The organism is Enterobacter cloacae complex sp. IR5459, from assembly GCF_049238005.1.
Taxonomy (GTDB): domain Bacteria; phylum Pseudomonadota; class Gammaproteobacteria; order Enterobacterales; family Enterobacteriaceae; genus Enterobacter; species Enterobacter hormaechei_C.
Genome location: NZ_JBMKIG010000004.1, coordinates 123540 through 138687 on the forward strand (window position 1 = coordinate 123540; position 15148 = coordinate 138687).

Here is a 15148-nt window from a genome sequence, read left to right on the forward strand (position 1 = left end):
TATGCTCTCAGGTTTATTTTCGCACTCCGCGGCCAATGCCGCGGATTTTTCACGTCTGGAACAGGCCAGCGTTGAGTTTCGCCATGTGGACAAACGCTACGGCGACCATCCGGTTTTAACCGACATTAATCTCACCATCATGCCGGGTGAAGTGGTTGCCATTCTCGGCCCTTCGGGTTCCGGAAAATCGACCCTGATTCGGCTTATCAACCAGCTTGAAAGCCTGAGCGGCGGGGAGATTCTGGTCGACCACAAGCCGACCGGACAGCTTTCCGGCAGCAGGCTACGTCAGTTACGCAGCCGCGTCGGGTTTGTATTCCAGCAGTTCAATCTCTATGCCCACCTTACCGCCAGCCAGAACATCACCCTGGCACTGGAGCACGTTCACGGCTGGAAACCCCTGCCCGCCCAGGAGCGCGCGCTGGCGCTGCTGGAGAAGGTCGGCATGCTGGAGAAGGCGCACCGCTACCCTGCTGAACTTTCCGGCGGACAACAGCAGCGCGTGGCGATTGCCCGCGCTCTGGCCTCGTCGCCGCAAATCATTCTCTTTGACGAGCCAACGTCGGCACTCGACCCGGAGATGATTGGCGAAGTGCTGTTGGTGATGAAAGCCCTTGCCCACAGCGGGATCACCATGATTGTCGTCACCCATGAGATGCAGTTCGCCCGGGAAATTGCCGATCGAATCGTCTTTATCGACGGTGGACACATTCTGGAAACCGCGTCCCCGGCGCAATTTTTCAACCAACCGTCGCATCCGCGTGCGAGGCGGTTCCTGCAAAAAGTGCTGGATCCGCTGCGTCAGGAGCAACTGTAATGCCCGCTCTGGACTGGCAGGGGGTGCTGGCCGGACAGCCCCTGCACTGGATCCTCTCCGGATTTCTCACCACTCTGTGGGTGACGCTGGCGGGGATTATGCTGGCAAGCCTGCTCGCCTTGTTCTTTATGCTTTTGCGGCTTTCCGGGGGACGTCTCGGGACGTCGTTCGTCAGCGGCTGGGTATCGCTGTTTCGCAATACGCCGCTGCTGGTGCAGCTGCTGTTCTGGTATTTCGCCGCCTGGAACGGGTTGCCGCAGGGGCTGCGTGACGCGGTGAACGCAGACCACAGCTGGTCCATTTTGCCCGGTGACGTCTGGTGGTTTACGCCCGAGTTTTTATGCTCTGCCTGGGGGTTAGGCGTATTTACCTCAGCGTTTTTAATTGAAGAAGTCGAATCGGGGCTGCGTTCCGTACCTGCCGGGCAACGGGAGGCGGCGCTCGCCCAGGGATTTTCCTCATGGCGTCTGTTTCGCTACATTCTTCTGCCACAGGGACTCGCTAACGCCTGGCAACCCGTCGTTGGCCAGTACCTTAACCTGATGAAGCTCTCCTCGCTCGCGAGCGGAATTGGCTTCGCCGAACTGACCTACCAGGTTCGCCAGATAGAAAGTTACAACGCCCATGCCCTGGAAGCCTTTACCGTCGGTACGGTGCTCTACTTACTTACCGGGATGGTGACGGGGAGCGTGCTGGTGCGCCTCGGCCCCCATTCAGGGAGGAAAAATCATGATCCCCGGATTTAACGTTATTGTCGAAAACCTGGATTATCTGCTTTGGGGACGTGCGACTGCGGGAGAACCCGGCGGCGTACTGCTCTCACTGCTGATGGCCGCTGGCGCCGCCGCGCTTGCCCTGCCCGGCGGGATTGTGCTGGCATGCGTCGCCTGGCGCTATCCCGGCGTGGTGCGCAGTGCGCTGTTTGCGTGGGCAGAGTTGATTCGCGGGATCCCCCTGATCTTCGTAATATTCTGGATGTGGTATCTGCTGCCGCTGATAACCGGCAGGGATCTCCCTGGCGCGACGACCGTCACGCTGGCGCTGGCCTGGTTTACCGCGGCTGCGGTGATGCATTCGGTATTAGCCGGACTGAGAGCCCTACCGTCGGGCCAGAATGAGGCCGCGCTTTCTCAAGGGTTCAGTACGCAGCAAACGCTGTGGCGCGTGCTGCTGCCGCAGGCGCTGAGAAATATTCTGCCGTCGCTGGTGGGGATTTTTATCAGCCTGCTGAAGGATACGTCGTTGGCGTTTATCGTGAACGTTCCTGAACTGACCACGGTGGCGGGACAGGTCAACAACCGGGTGCAAATTTACCCGGCGGCCGTTTTTATCTTTACGGGTGTGATCTATTACCTGCTCTGCTGCTCGCTTGAGCTGCTCGCGAAGCGCTGGCGCGTTAGCCGGCCAGCGCTTTAACCACCGTTTCCATCGCTTTGGTGGTCAACTCACTGCGCTTAACGCGCTGGTTCGCCAGCGCGGTACGCAGTACGCCCGCAATGACAATATGTTTCGGCTCCTGCCCTAAATCACGCATTTCGAGAACGACCTTGCCTACCACCCGACACATCTCCTGGTACAGCGCTTCGTCTTTGGTCACATTGCCCATTGCCATCACTCCGTTGCCCTAAACCGTCAGCTTAAATCATTCGTCGGCTGGATACAAAAAAGAAGCCCGGCGTGTTGTTCGCCGGGCTTCGTCTGGAAAATCAGTCGATTAGTTGTTAACCGGGATGACTGCGCCTTTGTATTTGGTGCGGATCCAGTCCTGAATCTCTTTGGAGTGCAGCACGTTCACCAGCGCGACGATATCCTTCTTCTTCTCGTCACCGCGATGAACGGTAATGATGTTGGCGTACGGGTTATTCTCACCGCTTTCAACCGCAATTGGATCGTGGACCGGATCCAGGCCAGCATCAATCGCGTAGTTGGCGTTGATCACCACCGCAGCACCTTCGTCGTTGTTGTACATCTGCGGCAGCAGAGACGCTTCGACGTTAGGGGTAAATTGCAGCTTTTTCGGGTTCTCCACGATATCGCTGATGCGCGCGGTCACTTTATCGATGCCCGGCTTCAGCTTGATCACGCCCTCTTTTTCGAAGATGGAGAGAATACGCCCTTCCTCGGAAACCGCATCACGCATGATGATTTTGCCGCCCTCCGGCAGATCCTTCAGCGATTTGTATTTTTTTGAATAGATACCGATCGGCTCAATGTGGATTGCGCCCGCACTGACAAAATCATAATCCTTATCGCCCGCGTGATCTTTCAGCACGCTGTTCAGGTAAGGGATGTGCTGGAAATAGTTGGCGTCAATGTCATGCCCCGCCAGCGCCGTGTTTGGCAGTATGTAGTCCTGGAAGGGTTTAATCTCCAGATCGATCCCCTGCTTCGCCAGAATCGGCTTAGCCTGCTCCAGAATTTCCGCGTGCGGGGTGTTGGACGCCCCCACGGTGAGCGTATCCGCCCAGGAGGCAAAGCTCAGGGCGCTCAGGGTTGCGGCGGCGATCAGTGTCAGTGTCTTTTTCATGATGTGGTTCCTGTGTGTATTTATTAGCGTTTATCTAACAGTGAAGTAATGGCATCGCCGCAGAACTGGATAATGAACACGATGATCAGAATGGTCACCGTTGCCACCAGCGTGACGTCACCATGGTTGCGCTGGAATCCTTCCAGATAAGCCAGATTTCCCAAACCGCCGGCACCTATCACCCCTGCCATTGCGCTGTAGCTCACCAGCGCAATCAGCGTCACCGTCATACCTGAAACCAGTGCGGGTGAGGATTCCGGCAGTAAAACCCGAAACACTAACGTGCTCAGCCGCGCGCCCATCGAACGCGTGGCCTCAATGACCCCTTTGTCCACTTCTCGCAGGGCAATCTCGACCAGACGGGCGTAGAACGGCGCCGCGCCCACAATCAGGGCGGGCAGCGCAGCGTTAGCGCCGAGAATGGTCCCCACAACGGTCTTGGTGAACGGGATCAGCAGAACGATGAGAATGATGAACGGAATCGAGCGGAACACGTTCACCACAATCGACATCACGCTGTAGACCGTGCGGTTGTGGAATAACCCGCCGCGGGCGGTTAAAAACAGCGCCAGACCGAGCGCGATCCCCAGGACAAACGTCGCCACGCCGGAAAGCGCAGTCATGTAGAGCGTCTCCTGGGTTGCAGCCCAAAGTTGATCCCACTTCAGGTGCGGAAAGAGTTGTTCAGCCATGCTTGATTACCTCGCCTTCAATATCGCTTTGCTTCAGGTCGGCGAGGATATTGTTCAGTTGTTCATCCGATGCCACCACGTGCACCCAGAGCTGGCCGAAAACACCGTGGGCGGTTTGCGTCATTTTGCCGTGCAGAATGTTAAACGGCAGGCCGTAGCGCAGGGTTAGTTCACCGACGATCGGCCTGTGCGTGCTGTGCCCGGTGAAGGTCAGCCTGATTACCGTGCCTTCCAGATCGTTTGCCAGTTCGGTATTGAAGGTCTCTTCCTCCGCGTACTGGCTCACCTGGCGGACAAACTGCCGGGTGATCGGCTGCTGCGGATGCGTAAACACGCTCAGTACGTCCCCCTCTTCCACCACCTTACCGTTCTCCATAACCGCCACGCGGTCGCAGATTTTGCGCACCACGTGCATCTCATGCGTAATGAGTACGATGGTCAGGTTGAAGCGACGGTTAATGTCCAGGAGCAGATCGAGGATCTGATCGGTGGTTTGTGGATCCAGCGCCGAGGTGGCTTCATCACACAGCAGTACGTCCGGATGATTGGCCAGCGCGCGGGCAATGCCCACACGCTGTTTTTGCCCGCCGCTCAGCTGTGACGGGTAAGCATTCTCGCGTCCCTTCAGGCCGACCAGCTCCACCAGCTCGGCAACGCGAGCCTGAATTTGCGCTTTTGGCACACCGGCAATTTGCATTGAAAAGGCGATGTTTTCCTTCACCGTGCGCGACCAGAGCAAATTAAAGTGCTGGAACACCATGCTGATTTTCAGGCGTGCCTGACGCAGCGCTTCTCCCTTCGCGGCGGAGATATCCTGACCGTTAATGGTGACGCTGCCGGCGCTGGGCTTTTCCAGACCGTTCAGCAGACGGATCAGCGTACTTTTCCCGGCCCCGCTGTAACCGATGATCCCGTAAATCTGTCCCTGCTCTATCGTCAAGTTGACGTTATCAACGGCTGTCAGCGCCAGCTTTCCGTTGTCAAAGACCTTCGAAATATTGCTGAGTACGATCATTCTTATTCGTTATCCGTTACGCATATAGCGGTTTAGCAGTATGGATGTCCAAAAGATAGTAAACAGCCGTTATCAGCTTTTAAATGACCAAAAAAGAATTTCTTATAATTCTGCGGAATAAGCAGCGAACTGGCGGGTGAAAAGCATTTAGATGAATATCAGCAATAATTATCTGCCATTTGCATATCAGGTCACACTCACCCGGCGAAATCGGTTAATTTTGCAGCACTTTATGCGGATTTAGCCATCCTCACATCCGGACAACTTTACGTCTTGCTGTCTTTCCATCTGAAAACACAAGGATTATTCCTTTCTGTTCTTAAACCTGGTGAAACGTTCTTTATTGAGAAAATTTCATGGTTCTATCATCCGGTCATCACCTCTTCACAGGACATGACCATGACGCTTTACCACTCCGTCACCGAACTGATTGGCCGTACGCCGCTCATCCAGCTGCACAAGCTGGACACCGGCCCCTGCTCGCTGTTTCTGAAGCTGGAAAACCAGAATCCCGGCGGCTCGATTAAAGACCGCGTCGCGCTGTCGATGATTAACGAAGCCGAGCGTACGGGCCAGCTAAGGCCCGGCGGCACCATTATTGAAGCTACGGCGGGGAACACCGGCCTGGGGCTGGCGTTGATTGCGGCGCAGAAGGGCTACTCGCTGATCCTGGTGGTGCCGGACAAAATGAGCCGCGAGAAGATTTTCCACCTGCGCGCGTTAGGGGCGCAGGTCGTGCTGACCCGCTCGGATGTGAACAAAGGGCATCCGGCCTATTATCAGGATTATGCCCGGCGGCTGGCGAACGAACTGCCAGGCGCGTTTTATATCGACCAGTTCAGTAACGCGGCCAATCCGCTGGCGCATCGCACCACTACCGCACCGGAACTGTTTGAACAGCTTGACGGCCAGATCGATGCCATCGTCGTCGGCGTGGGGTCCGGCGGTACGCTGGGCGGCTTACAGGCGTGGTTTGCAGAACATTCGCCGCAGACGGAATTTGTGCTTGCCGATCCGGCCGGGTCGGTACTGGCGGACCAGGTTGAGACCGGACGCCATCACGATACCGGCTCGTGGCTGGTTGAGGGGATTGGCGAAGACTTTATTCCTCCGCTGGCGCACATCGAGGGGGTTAACCGCGCCTGGCGCATTACCGATCGCGAGGCGTTCACCACCGCCCGCGATCTGCTAAAAACGGAAGGGATCCTGGCAGGCTCCTCCACCGGCACGCTGCTGGCGGCAGCGCTGAAATATTGCCAGGCGCAGACTACGCCAAAACGTGTGGTCACCTTCGCCTGCGACAGCGGCAATAAATACCTCTCTAAGATGTTCAATGACGACTGGATGCGCCAGCAGGGGCTGATTTCGCGTCCGCAGGCAGGCGATCTCTCGGACTATATTGCCCTGCGCCACGATGAAGGCGCGACGGTGACTGCCGCCCCGGACGACACGCTTTCCACCGTGCTGGCCCGCATGCGCCTGTACGACATCTCCCAGCTGCCGGTGCTCGATAACGACAAGGTCGTCGGCATCATCGACGAGTGGGACCTGCTGCGACACATCGGGGGAGATGCCGATCGCTTCTCTCTCCCCGTGACGGCGGCCATGACGCGTCAGGTCGAATATCTGGATAAGCAGGCCCCGGAGAGCGCCCTGTACGCCATCTTTGACCGTGGCCTGGTGGCGATTATTTATGACGAAAACCGCTTTCTGGGTTTGATCACACGCAGTGACGTACTCACCGCCTGGCGTAACCGCCTGACAAAATAAAAGGAGCAAAAGATGAAAAACCTGGCCACCCTCAGCGTTCACAGTGGTGAGTATCACGACCCGCACGGCGCCGTGATGCCGCCAATTTACGCCACGTCGACGTTTGCGCAACCGGCACCGGGTGAACATACCGGCTACGAATACTCCCGGAGCGGCAACCCAACCCGCCATGCGCTGGAGACCGCCATCGCCGAACTGGAAGGCGGCACGCGCGGGTACGCCTTCGCTTCAGGGCTGGCGGCCATTTCCACCGTGCTCGAACTGCTGGATAAAGACAGCCATATCGTCGCCATTGACGACGTGTATGGCGGTACGTATCGCCTGATCGAAAACGTGCGCAAGCGCAGCACCGGGTTACAGGTGAGCTGGGTTAAGCCGGACGATGTAGCCGGACTTGAGGCCGCCATTCGCCCGGACACGCGCATGATCTGGGTGGAAACGCCAACGAACCCGCTGCTGAAACTGGCCGACCTGGAGACCATCGCGGACATTGCCCGGCGCCATAATGCGATCAGCGTGGCGGATAATACCTTCGCCTCCCCGGTCATTCACCGGCCGCTGGAGGCGGGGTTCGACATAGTGGTCCACTCCGCCACCAAATATCTCAACGGTCATTCAGACGTGGTTGCCGGGCTGGCTGTTGTGGGGGCGAATAAGGATCTGGCGGAGCGTCTGGGCTATCTGCAAAACGCGATTGGCGGCGTTCTGGATCCGTTCAGCAGCTTCCTGACGCTGCGGGGCATTCGCACCCTCTCACTGCGCGTTGAGAAGCACAGCGCCAATGCGCTGGCGATTGCGCAATGGCTGGAGCAGCATCCGCAGGTAGACAGCGTGTTCTATCCCGGGCTGGCGTCACATCCCCAGTATGCGCTGGCCCGCAGACAAATGGCGCTGCCGGGCGGCATGATCTCCGTTGTGATTAAAGGCGATGCGCAGCGCGCGACAGAGGTGATCCGTCATCTTACGCTCTTTACCCTGGCGGAAAGCCTTGGCGGTGTGGAGAGTCTGGTGAGCCAGCCCTACAGCATGACCCACGCCTCCATTCCACTGGCGCAGCGTCTTGCAAACGGCATTGTGCCGCAGCTTATCCGCCTGTCGGTGGGGATTGAAGATGCGAAGGATCTGATCGCCGACCTTAAACAAGCGCTGAAAAAGTGAGCAAAAAACGGCGGGCGTTGCGCCTGCCGTCATAAGATGACATTAGGCCTTAACGCCTTGATAACAAACTTATGTGAATCTGCACAGATTGTTTTTGAAACGCTGTTTCCATTTTCCTTTTTACTGTAAATCAGCGTATAATGCGCGCCAAATCCCTGGTGAATGGTTTCAGCGCTTGGAATACAAAAAACAACGTACAACTTCTCCTCTCCTTCGTTGGGCTGGCACTCAGGCACACTTTCTTCTGCACGCTCATTTGATGTCACCTATTCTTAGTGCGTGTCATATACTCTTTCGCAACACAGGTTTGACTCCGCGGCGGTGCGCCCCCGGAGCGAGATTTCCATATCCTTCCCAACTTAAAGACTAAGACTGTCATGAAAAAGACGAAAATTGTTTGTACTATCGGCCCGAAAACCGAATCCGAAGAGATGCTGAGCAAAATGCTGGATGCCGGCATGAACGTGATGCGTCTGAACTTCTCCCACGGCGACTATGCTGAACACGGCCAGCGTATCCAGAACTTGCGCAACGTGATGAGCAAGACCGGGAAAAAAGCGGCAATCCTGCTCGACACCAAAGGTCCTGAAATCCGCACTATCAAACTGGAAGGCGGTAACGACGTTTCCCTGAAAGCGGGCCAGACCTTCACCTTCACCACCGACAAATCCGTTGTGGGTAATAACGAAATCGTTGCCGTGACCTACGAAGGCTTCACCAGCGACCTGTCTGTTGGCAACACCGTGCTGGTAGATGACGGCCTGATCGGCATGGAAGTGACCGCTATCGAAGGTAACAAAGTTATCTGTAAAGTGCTGAACAACGGCGATCTGGGCGAAAACAAAGGCGTCAACCTGCCGGGTGTGTCCATTGCTCTGCCAGCGCTGGCTGAAAAAGACAAACAAGACCTGATCTTCGGCTGCGAACAAGGCGTGGACTTCGTTGCTGCCTCCTTTATCCGTAAACGTTCTGACGTGGTTGAGATCCGTGAGCACCTGAAAGCGCACGGCGGCGAGAACATCCAGATCATCTCCAAGATCGAAAACCAGGAAGGCCTGAACAACTTCGACGAAATCCTCGAAGCGTCTGACGGTATCATGGTAGCGCGTGGCGACCTGGGCGTTGAAATCCCGGTTGAAGAAGTGATCTTCGCGCAGAAGATGATGATCGAGAAATGTGTTCGCGCGCGTAAAGTGGTTATCACCGCAACGCAGATGCTGGACTCCATGATCAAAAACCCACGCCCTACCCGCGCTGAAGCAGGCGACGTTGCGAACGCCATCCTCGACGGTACCGATGCCGTTATGCTGTCTGGCGAATCTGCAAAAGGGAAATACCCTCTGGAAGCGGTCAGCATCATGGCGACCATCTGTGAGCGTACCGACCGCGTGATGAAAAGCCGTCTGGATTACAACAACGACAGCCGTAAACTGCGCATCACCGAAGCCGTGTGCCGTGGTGCGGTAGAAACCGCCGAGAAACTGGAAGCCCCGCTGATTGTCGTGGCGACCCAGGGCGGTAAATCTGCGCGTGCCGTGCGTAAATACTTCCCGGATGCGACCATTCTGGCGCTGACCACCAACGAAACCACCGCGCGTCAGCTGGTGCTGAGCAAAGGCGTGATCCCACACCTGGTGAAAGAGATTGCCTCTACCGATGATTTCTATCGTCTGGGTAAAGAAGTGGCTCTGGAACTGGTTGATTGTGGCCTGGCTCAGAAAGGCGACGTGGTGGTTATGGTTTCTGGCGCGCTGGTTCCAAGCGGCACCACCAACACGGCATCTGTCCACGTGCTGTAATATTTCACGAACAAATTATTGTTTTGTTAAAAAGCGTCCTTCGGGGCGCTTTTTTTATTCCCGCCTTTAACCAGAACTATTCAAAAAGCAAATCGGGTTTTTCTATTTAATCGCGATTTATCTAAGATGAATCCGATGAAAAATGCCTTTTTTAACATAGCTTTTTCGTCAAAATTGCCGATTTCGTTGCTTCTTTGAGCGAACGATCAAAAATAGGCGTAATCCCATCAAAAAAATATTCTCAACCCAAAAAACTTTGTGTAATACTTGTAACGCTACATGGAGATTAACTCAATCTAGAGGGTATTAATAATGAATCGTACTAAACTGGTACTGGGCGCGGTAATCCTGGGTTCTACTCTGCTGGCAGGTTGCTCCAGCAACGCTAAAATCGATCAGCTGTCTTCTGACGTTCAGACTCTGAACGCTAAAGTTGACCAGCTGAGCAACGACGTGAACGCAATGCGTTCCGACGTTCAGGCTGCTAAAGACGACGCAGCTCGCGCTAACCAGCGTCTGGACAACCAGGCTACTAAATACCGTAAGTAATAGTACCTGTTAATAAAATGGCGCACATTGTGCGCCATTTTTTTTGCCTTAGTCAAACCTCTACTGAAGCGCTTTCTCTCCCTCGTCTTCCGCCACCGCCGCTGAGACACGACTATTCTGAACCGACAGGACAGAATTGCTGGCTGACGAACCATTGCCTGTTGAAACGGCAACCGGGATCCCGGCTCTGCGCGCCAGGGCTTTATCGATAAGCGTTTTATCGCTACCTGACTCCGCTGCAAAAGCGGTAAACGCCGCCGAGTGCGTGAACGGCACCGTCTGTGGGTTTTCGCCCTCTGCCTGCGCCAGCGGCCTGTGCACTTCGATATAACGTTTGCCGTCCGGCTCGACGGAGAACTTCACCGGCTCATTGATAATCTGCACCCGCGTGCCGACGCGCACTTGCTCAAACAACGCTTTGATATCCGGCGCGTTCATCCGCATACAGCCCGAGCTGACCCGCAGCCCTACGCTGTCCGGCGCGCTGGTGCCATGAATAAGATATTCCCCATTCCCGATACCCAGACGAAGCGCAAAGCGCCCCAGCGGGTTATTTGGCCCTGCGGGTACCACAGGCGGCAGTTTAATTCCCTGGGCCAGTGAGCGCGCTCTGATGCCCGCTGTGGGGGTCCAGGTAGGGTTAGGGATTTTCTGACTCACACGGGTGGTGCTGACCGGTGTTTCCAGCCCAAGCTGACCAATACCCAGCGGATAGACCTGCACGATATTTTCGCCAGGCGGATAGAAGTAAAGACGCAGCTCCGCCAGATTCACCACAATGCCCTCACGCTCGGTGTCCGGCAGTAGCATCTGGGAAGGGATCGTAATGACCGTTCCTGGCGCAGGATTCACCGGTGCAATGGTATTATTGGTTTCAAGGATGAGCTGTGCGGCGGTATTAAACCGACGAGCGATAGACTGAAGTTTATTGTCCCCTTCCTGAATGGTGTATGTCTGGTTTTGCCCAATCAGGCGGCTGCCTGCGGGCGGTAAAGGATAATCAACCGCCCTGGCTGAATTAACAGCACTGAGCGAACCAAGGAGTAATAGAGTTATTAGAGACGCGCGCTTCATGCTGAGATTCCTTATTCACTGACCAAACGTCAGAAAGCTGAAAAACCAGCGAGGTGGAAACCACCCCGCGAAACAGAATGAATGCTGTTCTGTCAGTTTAGCTAAGGATTGCGGCTTTGGCGCGTATGGCGCGGATCATCGCTTCCAGTCCCTGGGATCGGGACGGGGTGAGGTGTTGGGTTAAGGCCATTTTTTCAAACCACGGGCGAACGTCAAAGGCGACAATATCCTGCGCCGACATCTGGTGATAAAGAATAAATACGACGGCAATAAGCCCCTTCACAATGGCGGCATCGCTGTCACCCTGTAAATCGATTACGCCATCATCCGTCTGCTGCATCTGGATCCAGACCTGGCTCTGGCAGCCCTGAATGATGTTGTCCGGGTTATGCGCCTCTTCGCTGAGCGGCGGCAGGCGCTGACCCAGTTCGATGATATAAAGGTATTTCTCTTCCCAGTTCGCGCAACGCCCAAAGTTGCGCAGCAATTTATCTCTGTCCGGCAAATCTGCCATCTCTCGCCTCTCCGTTAGCCAAGCAGCTGATGAATACGTTTTAATCCCGCCACCAGTCTGTCGACCTCTTCCGTTGTGTTGTACATCACCAGCGATGCGCGGCACATGGCCGGTACCTCATAATACGCCATCAGCGGCATCGCGCAGTGATGCCCGGTACGCACAGCGACGCCGTAATTATCAAGGAAACTGCCCACATCATAGGCGTGATGCTTGCCGAGGTTGAAGGCTATCACACCCAGACGGTCAGCAGGACCATATAAGGTCAGGTCCGGGACGCTGACCAGCTCCTGCAAGGCGTAATGCATCAGCAGCTGTTCGTACTCCTGAATCGCCGCCAGCCCCGTTTCAGAGACATAGCTAATGGCCGCGCCCAGCCCGATGATCCCGCCCGTGTTGGGCGTACCCGCCTCGAAGCGCCAGGGCGCACGGGCGTATGTTGTGCCGTCCGTCAGGCTGACGGTGGCGATCATTGACCCGCCCCCTTCCCACGGCGGCATGGCCTGGAGAATGTCCTCTTTCACATACAACACGCCGATGCCCGTCGGGCCATACAGCTTGTGCCCGGAGAAGACGTAGAAATCGCAGTCCAGGGCCTGAACGTCAACCGCATGGTGCATCACCGCCTGGGCACCATCAATCAACACTTTCGCACCGGCCTGATGGGCTTTGTCGACGATCAGCGCCACCGGATTTTCCGTGCCCAGCACGTTTGAAACGTGGGTCACCGCCACCAGCCGCGTTCTGTCGTCCAGCAGAGCGTCCAGCTTTTCCAGCTGGAGCGTGCCGTCTTCATTCAGGGGGATCACCCGCAGTTGCGCCCCCACACGCTCACAGAGCATCTGCCAGGGCACGATGTTGGCGTGGTGCTCCATCTGGGTGATGATGATGTTATCCCCCGCGTGCACCTGCGCATTACCCCAGCTGTTAGCCACCAGGTTGATCCCTTCGGTGGTGCCACGCACAAACACCAGCTCTTCCGGCGAACGCGCGTTGAGGAAGGCCGCAACCTGCGTGCGCACGTTTTCCATGCGCTGGGTCGCCTCGGCGCTCAGGGTGTGGATCCCGCGATGTACCGCCGCATAACCGTGGCGGTAAAACTCGGCTTCCGCATCCACCACCTGATTTGGTTTTTGCGCGCTGGCCGCACTGTCGAGATAGGCCAGCGGCAGACCGTTCACTTCACGGGTCAGTACCGGAAAATCTGCCCGGACTTTCTCTACGGGAAATGTCATGCTTCGCCTCCAGGCAGTCGCTGACCGATACGGGCCAGCACCTGCTGTTTAAGTCCGCCATCGGGCAGCGCTTCCGTCAGCTCAGCCGCAAAGGCGTAAATAATCATCTTTTGCGCGGCCTGCTGGTCTATCCCGCGCGAGCGCAAGTAGAACATCTGCTCATCGTCAATACGCCCGACCGTCGCGCCGTGACTGCATTTCACGTCGTCCGCATAGATTTCCAGCTGTGGTTTGGTGTCCACCTCTGCCAGACGTCCCAGCAAGAGGTTGTTGTTGGTCATCTGCCCGTCAGTTTTGATGGCGTGCTGCGCCACGTTGATCAGGCCGTTGAACACCGCACGTCCTTTGTCGCTGACGATGGTTTTGTGCAGCTGACGGCTGTTGCAGTAGCCTTTGTTATGCTCAAGCCAGGTGCGCGTGTCGCACACTTCTGACTTCACCGGCATCGCCAGGCTGTTAATACGCAACGTAGTGTTTTCACCGTTCAGCTGGGTGCTGGTATTGTGGCGCAGCACCGCGCCGCCAAGCAGAAAACTGTGGCTGTACGCCGCGGCATCCTGGCCCAGCAGAATATCGTTGTGGGCGAAGTGGTGACTGAGCGGATTCTCAAACGCCAGCTTGATGTGGTGCAGTTGGGCATTGGCCGCCACGTTCATCGTCAGACGCGAACCGGTAAAATGACGGGTGTCGTTAAGGCTGACGTAATGCTCGATCACCGTCGCCTCCGCCCCTTCTGCCAGCTCAAGATGGTGGCGATAGTGGGCGGTGTTAATCTCATCACCCGCAACGCCCTGGGTGATATGCATCAGCAGCAGCGGTTTCGCCGGGCGCTGGTTACGCTTAACGCGAATATGGGTGACAGATTGTGACAGGCTCTCTGTCAGGTGCAGGAAGACTTCAGGCTGAACAGGCGCGTTCAGCGACTGACGTTCATCGTTAATGACGATATCGAACCCGCTCTCCTGCACGCTGTCGCTCAGCTCCGCACGGAACAGACCGTCGACAAACACCAGACGCACGGCATCCACGCTCAGCGCCAGCATGTCGCGCTGATCGGGGCTGACCTGCGCCAGACGGGTGACAAACTCGCCGTTCAGCAGGCCATCCAGCGGGGTATATTTCCAGTTCTCATGTTTACGCGTCGGTAAACCGAGACGCAGCATCTGCTGGAGATGGTGCTGAGCCTGTTCAGAGCGCGCTCCAGCCTGCGCTTCAAACAGCCGGTGCCACTGCTGAAGTGCATTACTGCTGTTCGGTAAGCCAGCCATAACCCTGCTCCTCCAGTTGTTTAACCAGCGTAAAGTCACCGGATTTCACAATGCGTCCCTGGTAAAGCACGTGGACATAGTCCGGCTTGATGTAGTCCAGAATTCGCTGGTAATGTGTCACGATGATAAATGAGCGGTTGCCATCACGCAGGGAGTTCACCCCGTCGGCAACGATCTTCAGGGCATCGATATCCAGCCCTGAATCGGTCTCATCAAGAATGCACAGCGCTGGCTCCAGAACCGCCATTTGCAGAATATCGTTACGTTTCTTCTCACCGCCGGAGAAACCCACGTTTACCGAGCGGGTCAGCAGATCTTCCGGCATTTTCAGCAGCTTGATCTTCTCTTCCATCAGATCCTGGAAGTCAAAGCGATCCAGCGCCTCAAGGCCGCGATACTTGCGCACCGCGTTCAGCGCGGTTTGCAGAAAGAACTGGTTGCTGACGCCCGGAATTTCCACCGGATACTGGAAGGCCATAAAGATGCCCTCGCCGGCACGCTCTTCCGGCGACATCTCCAGCAGATCTTTGCCGTTAAACTCAACGGAGCCGCTGGTAACTTCATAATCTTCGCGTCCTGCCAGCGTCGCTGAAAGCGTACTTTTCCCGGAGCCGTTTGGCCCCATGATGGCGTGAACTTCACCCGGTTTGACGTCAAAATTGAGGCCACGCAGGATCTCTTTCTCTTCCACGCTAACCTGTAAATCTTTAATGCTTAACATGTGCTTTCC

17 protein-coding genes are annotated in these 15148 nt (G+C 56.1%); 8 read left to right on the forward strand and 9 right to left on the reverse strand.

The window, feature by feature from the left end:
- Position 1: 1 nt before the first annotated feature.
- The 3 genes from ACOTX4_RS10005 to ACOTX4_RS10015 are packed head-to-tail and all read left to right on the forward strand — an operon-like array spanning position 2 to position 2233.
- Positions 2-817, forward strand: coding sequence for an amino acid ABC transporter ATP-binding protein (locus tag ACOTX4_RS10005; RefSeq protein ID WP_023324533.1), 816 nt, complete (start codon positions 2-4; stop codon positions 815-817).
- Entirely contained in the window at positions 817-1563 is a 747-nt protein-coding gene (locus ACOTX4_RS10010; protein WP_023315951.1) for an amino acid ABC transporter permease, read from the forward strand. The genes ACOTX4_RS10005 and ACOTX4_RS10010 overlap by 1 nt, the downstream gene beginning before the upstream one ends.
- Positions 1547-2233, forward strand: a complete 687-nt coding sequence (locus ACOTX4_RS10015; protein WP_045332073.1) for an amino acid ABC transporter permease — start codon at positions 1547-1549, stop codon at positions 2231-2233. Before ACOTX4_RS10010 ends, ACOTX4_RS10015 begins: the two co-directional genes overlap by 17 nt.
- Here ACOTX4_RS10015 and fumD read toward each other — a convergent pair.
- The 4 genes from fumD to ACOTX4_RS10035 form a co-directional block, all read right to left on the reverse strand.
- Entirely contained in the window at positions 2214-2423 is a 210-nt protein-coding gene (gene fumD, locus ACOTX4_RS10020; RefSeq protein WP_003857676.1) for a fumarate hydratase FumD, read from the reverse strand. The two genes, ACOTX4_RS10015 and fumD, sit on opposite strands and share 20 nt — an antisense overlap.
- A 108-nt stretch (positions 2424-2531) precedes the next feature.
- Entirely contained in the window at positions 2532-3344 is an 813-nt protein-coding gene (locus ACOTX4_RS10025; RefSeq protein ID WP_003857677.1) for a MetQ/NlpA family ABC transporter substrate-binding protein, read from the reverse strand.
- Between the two features lie 23 nt (positions 3345-3367).
- Positions 3368-4036 carry a methionine ABC transporter permease gene (locus ACOTX4_RS10030; RefSeq protein WP_045332075.1) on the reverse strand — a complete coding sequence of 223 codons (669 nt, stop codon included), beginning with the start codon at positions 4034-4036 and terminating at the stop codon, positions 3368-3370.
- Positions 4029-5051 (reverse strand): methionine ABC transporter ATP-binding protein, encoded by a 1023-nt coding sequence (locus ACOTX4_RS10035; RefSeq protein WP_022650926.1) that lies wholly within the window; start codon positions 5049-5051, stop codon positions 4029-4031. The genes ACOTX4_RS10030 and ACOTX4_RS10035 overlap by 8 nt, the downstream gene beginning before the upstream one ends.
- Positions 5052-5450: 399 nt before the next feature.
- Between ACOTX4_RS10035 and ACOTX4_RS10040 the strand changes: the two genes are divergently transcribed.
- The 5 genes from ACOTX4_RS10040 to lpp all read left to right on the forward strand — a co-directional run bounded on the left by ACOTX4_RS10040 (position 5451) and on the right by lpp (position 10327).
- A complete protein-coding gene (locus tag ACOTX4_RS10040) occupies positions 5451-6821 on the forward strand; it encodes a pyridoxal-phosphate dependent enzyme (RefSeq protein ID WP_045332077.1) in 1371 nt (456 codons plus the stop codon).
- Positions 6822-6833: 12 nt separating this feature from the next.
- On the forward strand, positions 6834-7979 hold the full coding sequence (locus tag ACOTX4_RS10045) for a trans-sulfuration enzyme family protein (protein ID WP_045332079.1): 1146 nt from the start codon (positions 6834-6836) through the stop codon (positions 7977-7979).
- 73 nt (positions 7980-8052) lie between these two features.
- Positions 8053-8349 carry a hypothetical protein gene (locus ACOTX4_RS10050; RefSeq protein WP_418249985.1) on the forward strand — a complete coding sequence of 99 codons (297 nt, stop codon included), beginning with the start codon at positions 8053-8055 and terminating at the stop codon, positions 8347-8349.
- A gap of 7 nt (positions 8350-8356) precedes the next feature.
- Entirely contained in the window at positions 8357-9778 is a 1422-nt protein-coding gene (gene pykF / locus ACOTX4_RS10055; protein WP_003857687.1) for a pyruvate kinase PykF, read from the forward strand.
- 312 nt (positions 9779-10090) lie between these two features.
- On the forward strand, positions 10091-10327 hold the full coding sequence (gene lpp / locus ACOTX4_RS10060; protein WP_001082307.1) for a murein lipoprotein Lpp: 237 nt from the start codon (positions 10091-10093) through the stop codon (positions 10325-10327).
- A gap of 60 nt (positions 10328-10387) precedes the next feature.
- Here the strand turns inward: lpp and ldtE are convergent, their stop codons facing one another.
- The 5 genes from ldtE to sufC all read right to left on the reverse strand — a co-directional run bounded on the left by ldtE (position 10388) and on the right by sufC (position 15139).
- A complete protein-coding gene (gene ldtE, locus ACOTX4_RS10065; protein WP_022650923.1) occupies positions 10388-11401 on the reverse strand; it encodes a L,D-transpeptidase LdtE in 1014 nt (337 codons plus the stop codon).
- A 97-nt stretch (positions 11402-11498) separates the two neighbouring features.
- Positions 11499-11915: a cysteine desulfuration protein SufE gene (sufE, locus tag ACOTX4_RS10070; protein ID WP_003857730.1), complete on the reverse strand. Its 417-nt coding sequence runs from the start codon at positions 11913-11915 to the stop codon at positions 11499-11501.
- Between the two features lie 14 nt (positions 11916-11929).
- A complete protein-coding gene (sufS, locus tag ACOTX4_RS10075; protein WP_003857731.1) occupies positions 11930-13150 on the reverse strand; it encodes a cysteine desulfurase SufS in 1221 nt (406 codons plus the stop codon).
- On the reverse strand, positions 13147-14418 hold the full coding sequence (sufD, locus tag ACOTX4_RS10080) for a Fe-S cluster assembly protein SufD (protein WP_022650922.1): 1272 nt from the start codon (positions 14416-14418) through the stop codon (positions 13147-13149). Before sufD ends, sufS begins: the two co-directional genes overlap by 4 nt.
- Complete coding sequence (gene sufC, locus ACOTX4_RS10085; RefSeq protein ID WP_003857736.1) at positions 14393-15139, reverse strand: Fe-S cluster assembly ATPase SufC; 747 nt, start codon at positions 15137-15139, stop codon at positions 14393-14395. The genes sufD and sufC overlap by 26 nt, the downstream gene beginning before the upstream one ends.
- Positions 15140-15148 lie beyond the last annotated feature (9 nt).

Coding starts and splice junctions, on each gene's coding strand:
- ACOTX4_RS10005 (WP_023324533.1), top strand. CDS start 2: ATGCTCTCAGGTTTATTTTCGCACTCCGCGGCCAATGCCGCGGATTTT.
- ACOTX4_RS10010 (WP_023315951.1), top strand. CDS start 817: ATGCCCGCTCTGGACTGGCAGGGGGTGCTGGCCGGACAGCCCCTGCAC.
- ACOTX4_RS10015 (WP_045332073.1), top strand. CDS start 1,547: ATGATCCCCGGATTTAACGTTATTGTCGAAAACCTGGATTATCTGCTT.
- fumD (WP_003857676.1), bottom strand. CDS start 2,423: ATGGGCAATGTGACCAAAGACGAAGCGCTGTACCAGGAGATGTGTCGG.
- ACOTX4_RS10025 (WP_003857677.1), bottom strand. CDS start 3,344: ATGAAAAAGACACTGACACTGATCGCCGCCGCAACCCTGAGCGCCCTG.
- ACOTX4_RS10030 (WP_045332075.1), bottom strand. CDS start 4,036: ATGGCTGAACAACTCTTTCCGCACCTGAAGTGGGATCAACTTTGGGCT.
- ACOTX4_RS10035 (WP_022650926.1), bottom strand. CDS start 5,051: ATGATCGTACTCAGCAATATTTCGAAGGTCTTTGACAACGGAAAGCTG.
- ACOTX4_RS10040 (WP_045332077.1), top strand. CDS start 5,451: ATGACGCTTTACCACTCCGTCACCGAACTGATTGGCCGTACGCCGCTC.
- ACOTX4_RS10045 (WP_045332079.1), top strand. CDS start 6,834: ATGAAAAACCTGGCCACCCTCAGCGTTCACAGTGGTGAGTATCACGAC.
- pykF (WP_003857687.1), top strand. CDS start 8,357: ATGAAAAAGACGAAAATTGTTTGTACTATCGGCCCGAAAACCGAATCC.
- lpp (WP_001082307.1), top strand. CDS start 10,091: ATGAATCGTACTAAACTGGTACTGGGCGCGGTAATCCTGGGTTCTACT.
- ldtE (WP_022650923.1), bottom strand. CDS start 11,401: ATGAAGCGCGCGTCTCTAATAACTCTATTACTCCTTGGTTCGCTCAGT.
- sufE (WP_003857730.1), bottom strand. CDS start 11,915: ATGGCAGATTTGCCGGACAGAGATAAATTGCTGCGCAACTTTGGGCGT.
- sufS (WP_003857731.1), bottom strand. CDS start 13,150: ATGACATTTCCCGTAGAGAAAGTCCGGGCAGATTTTCCGGTACTGACC.
- sufD (WP_022650922.1), bottom strand. CDS start 14,418: ATGGCTGGCTTACCGAACAGCAGTAATGCACTTCAGCAGTGGCACCGG.
- sufC (WP_003857736.1), bottom strand. CDS start 15,139: ATGTTAAGCATTAAAGATTTACAGGTTAGCGTGGAAGAGAAAGAGATC.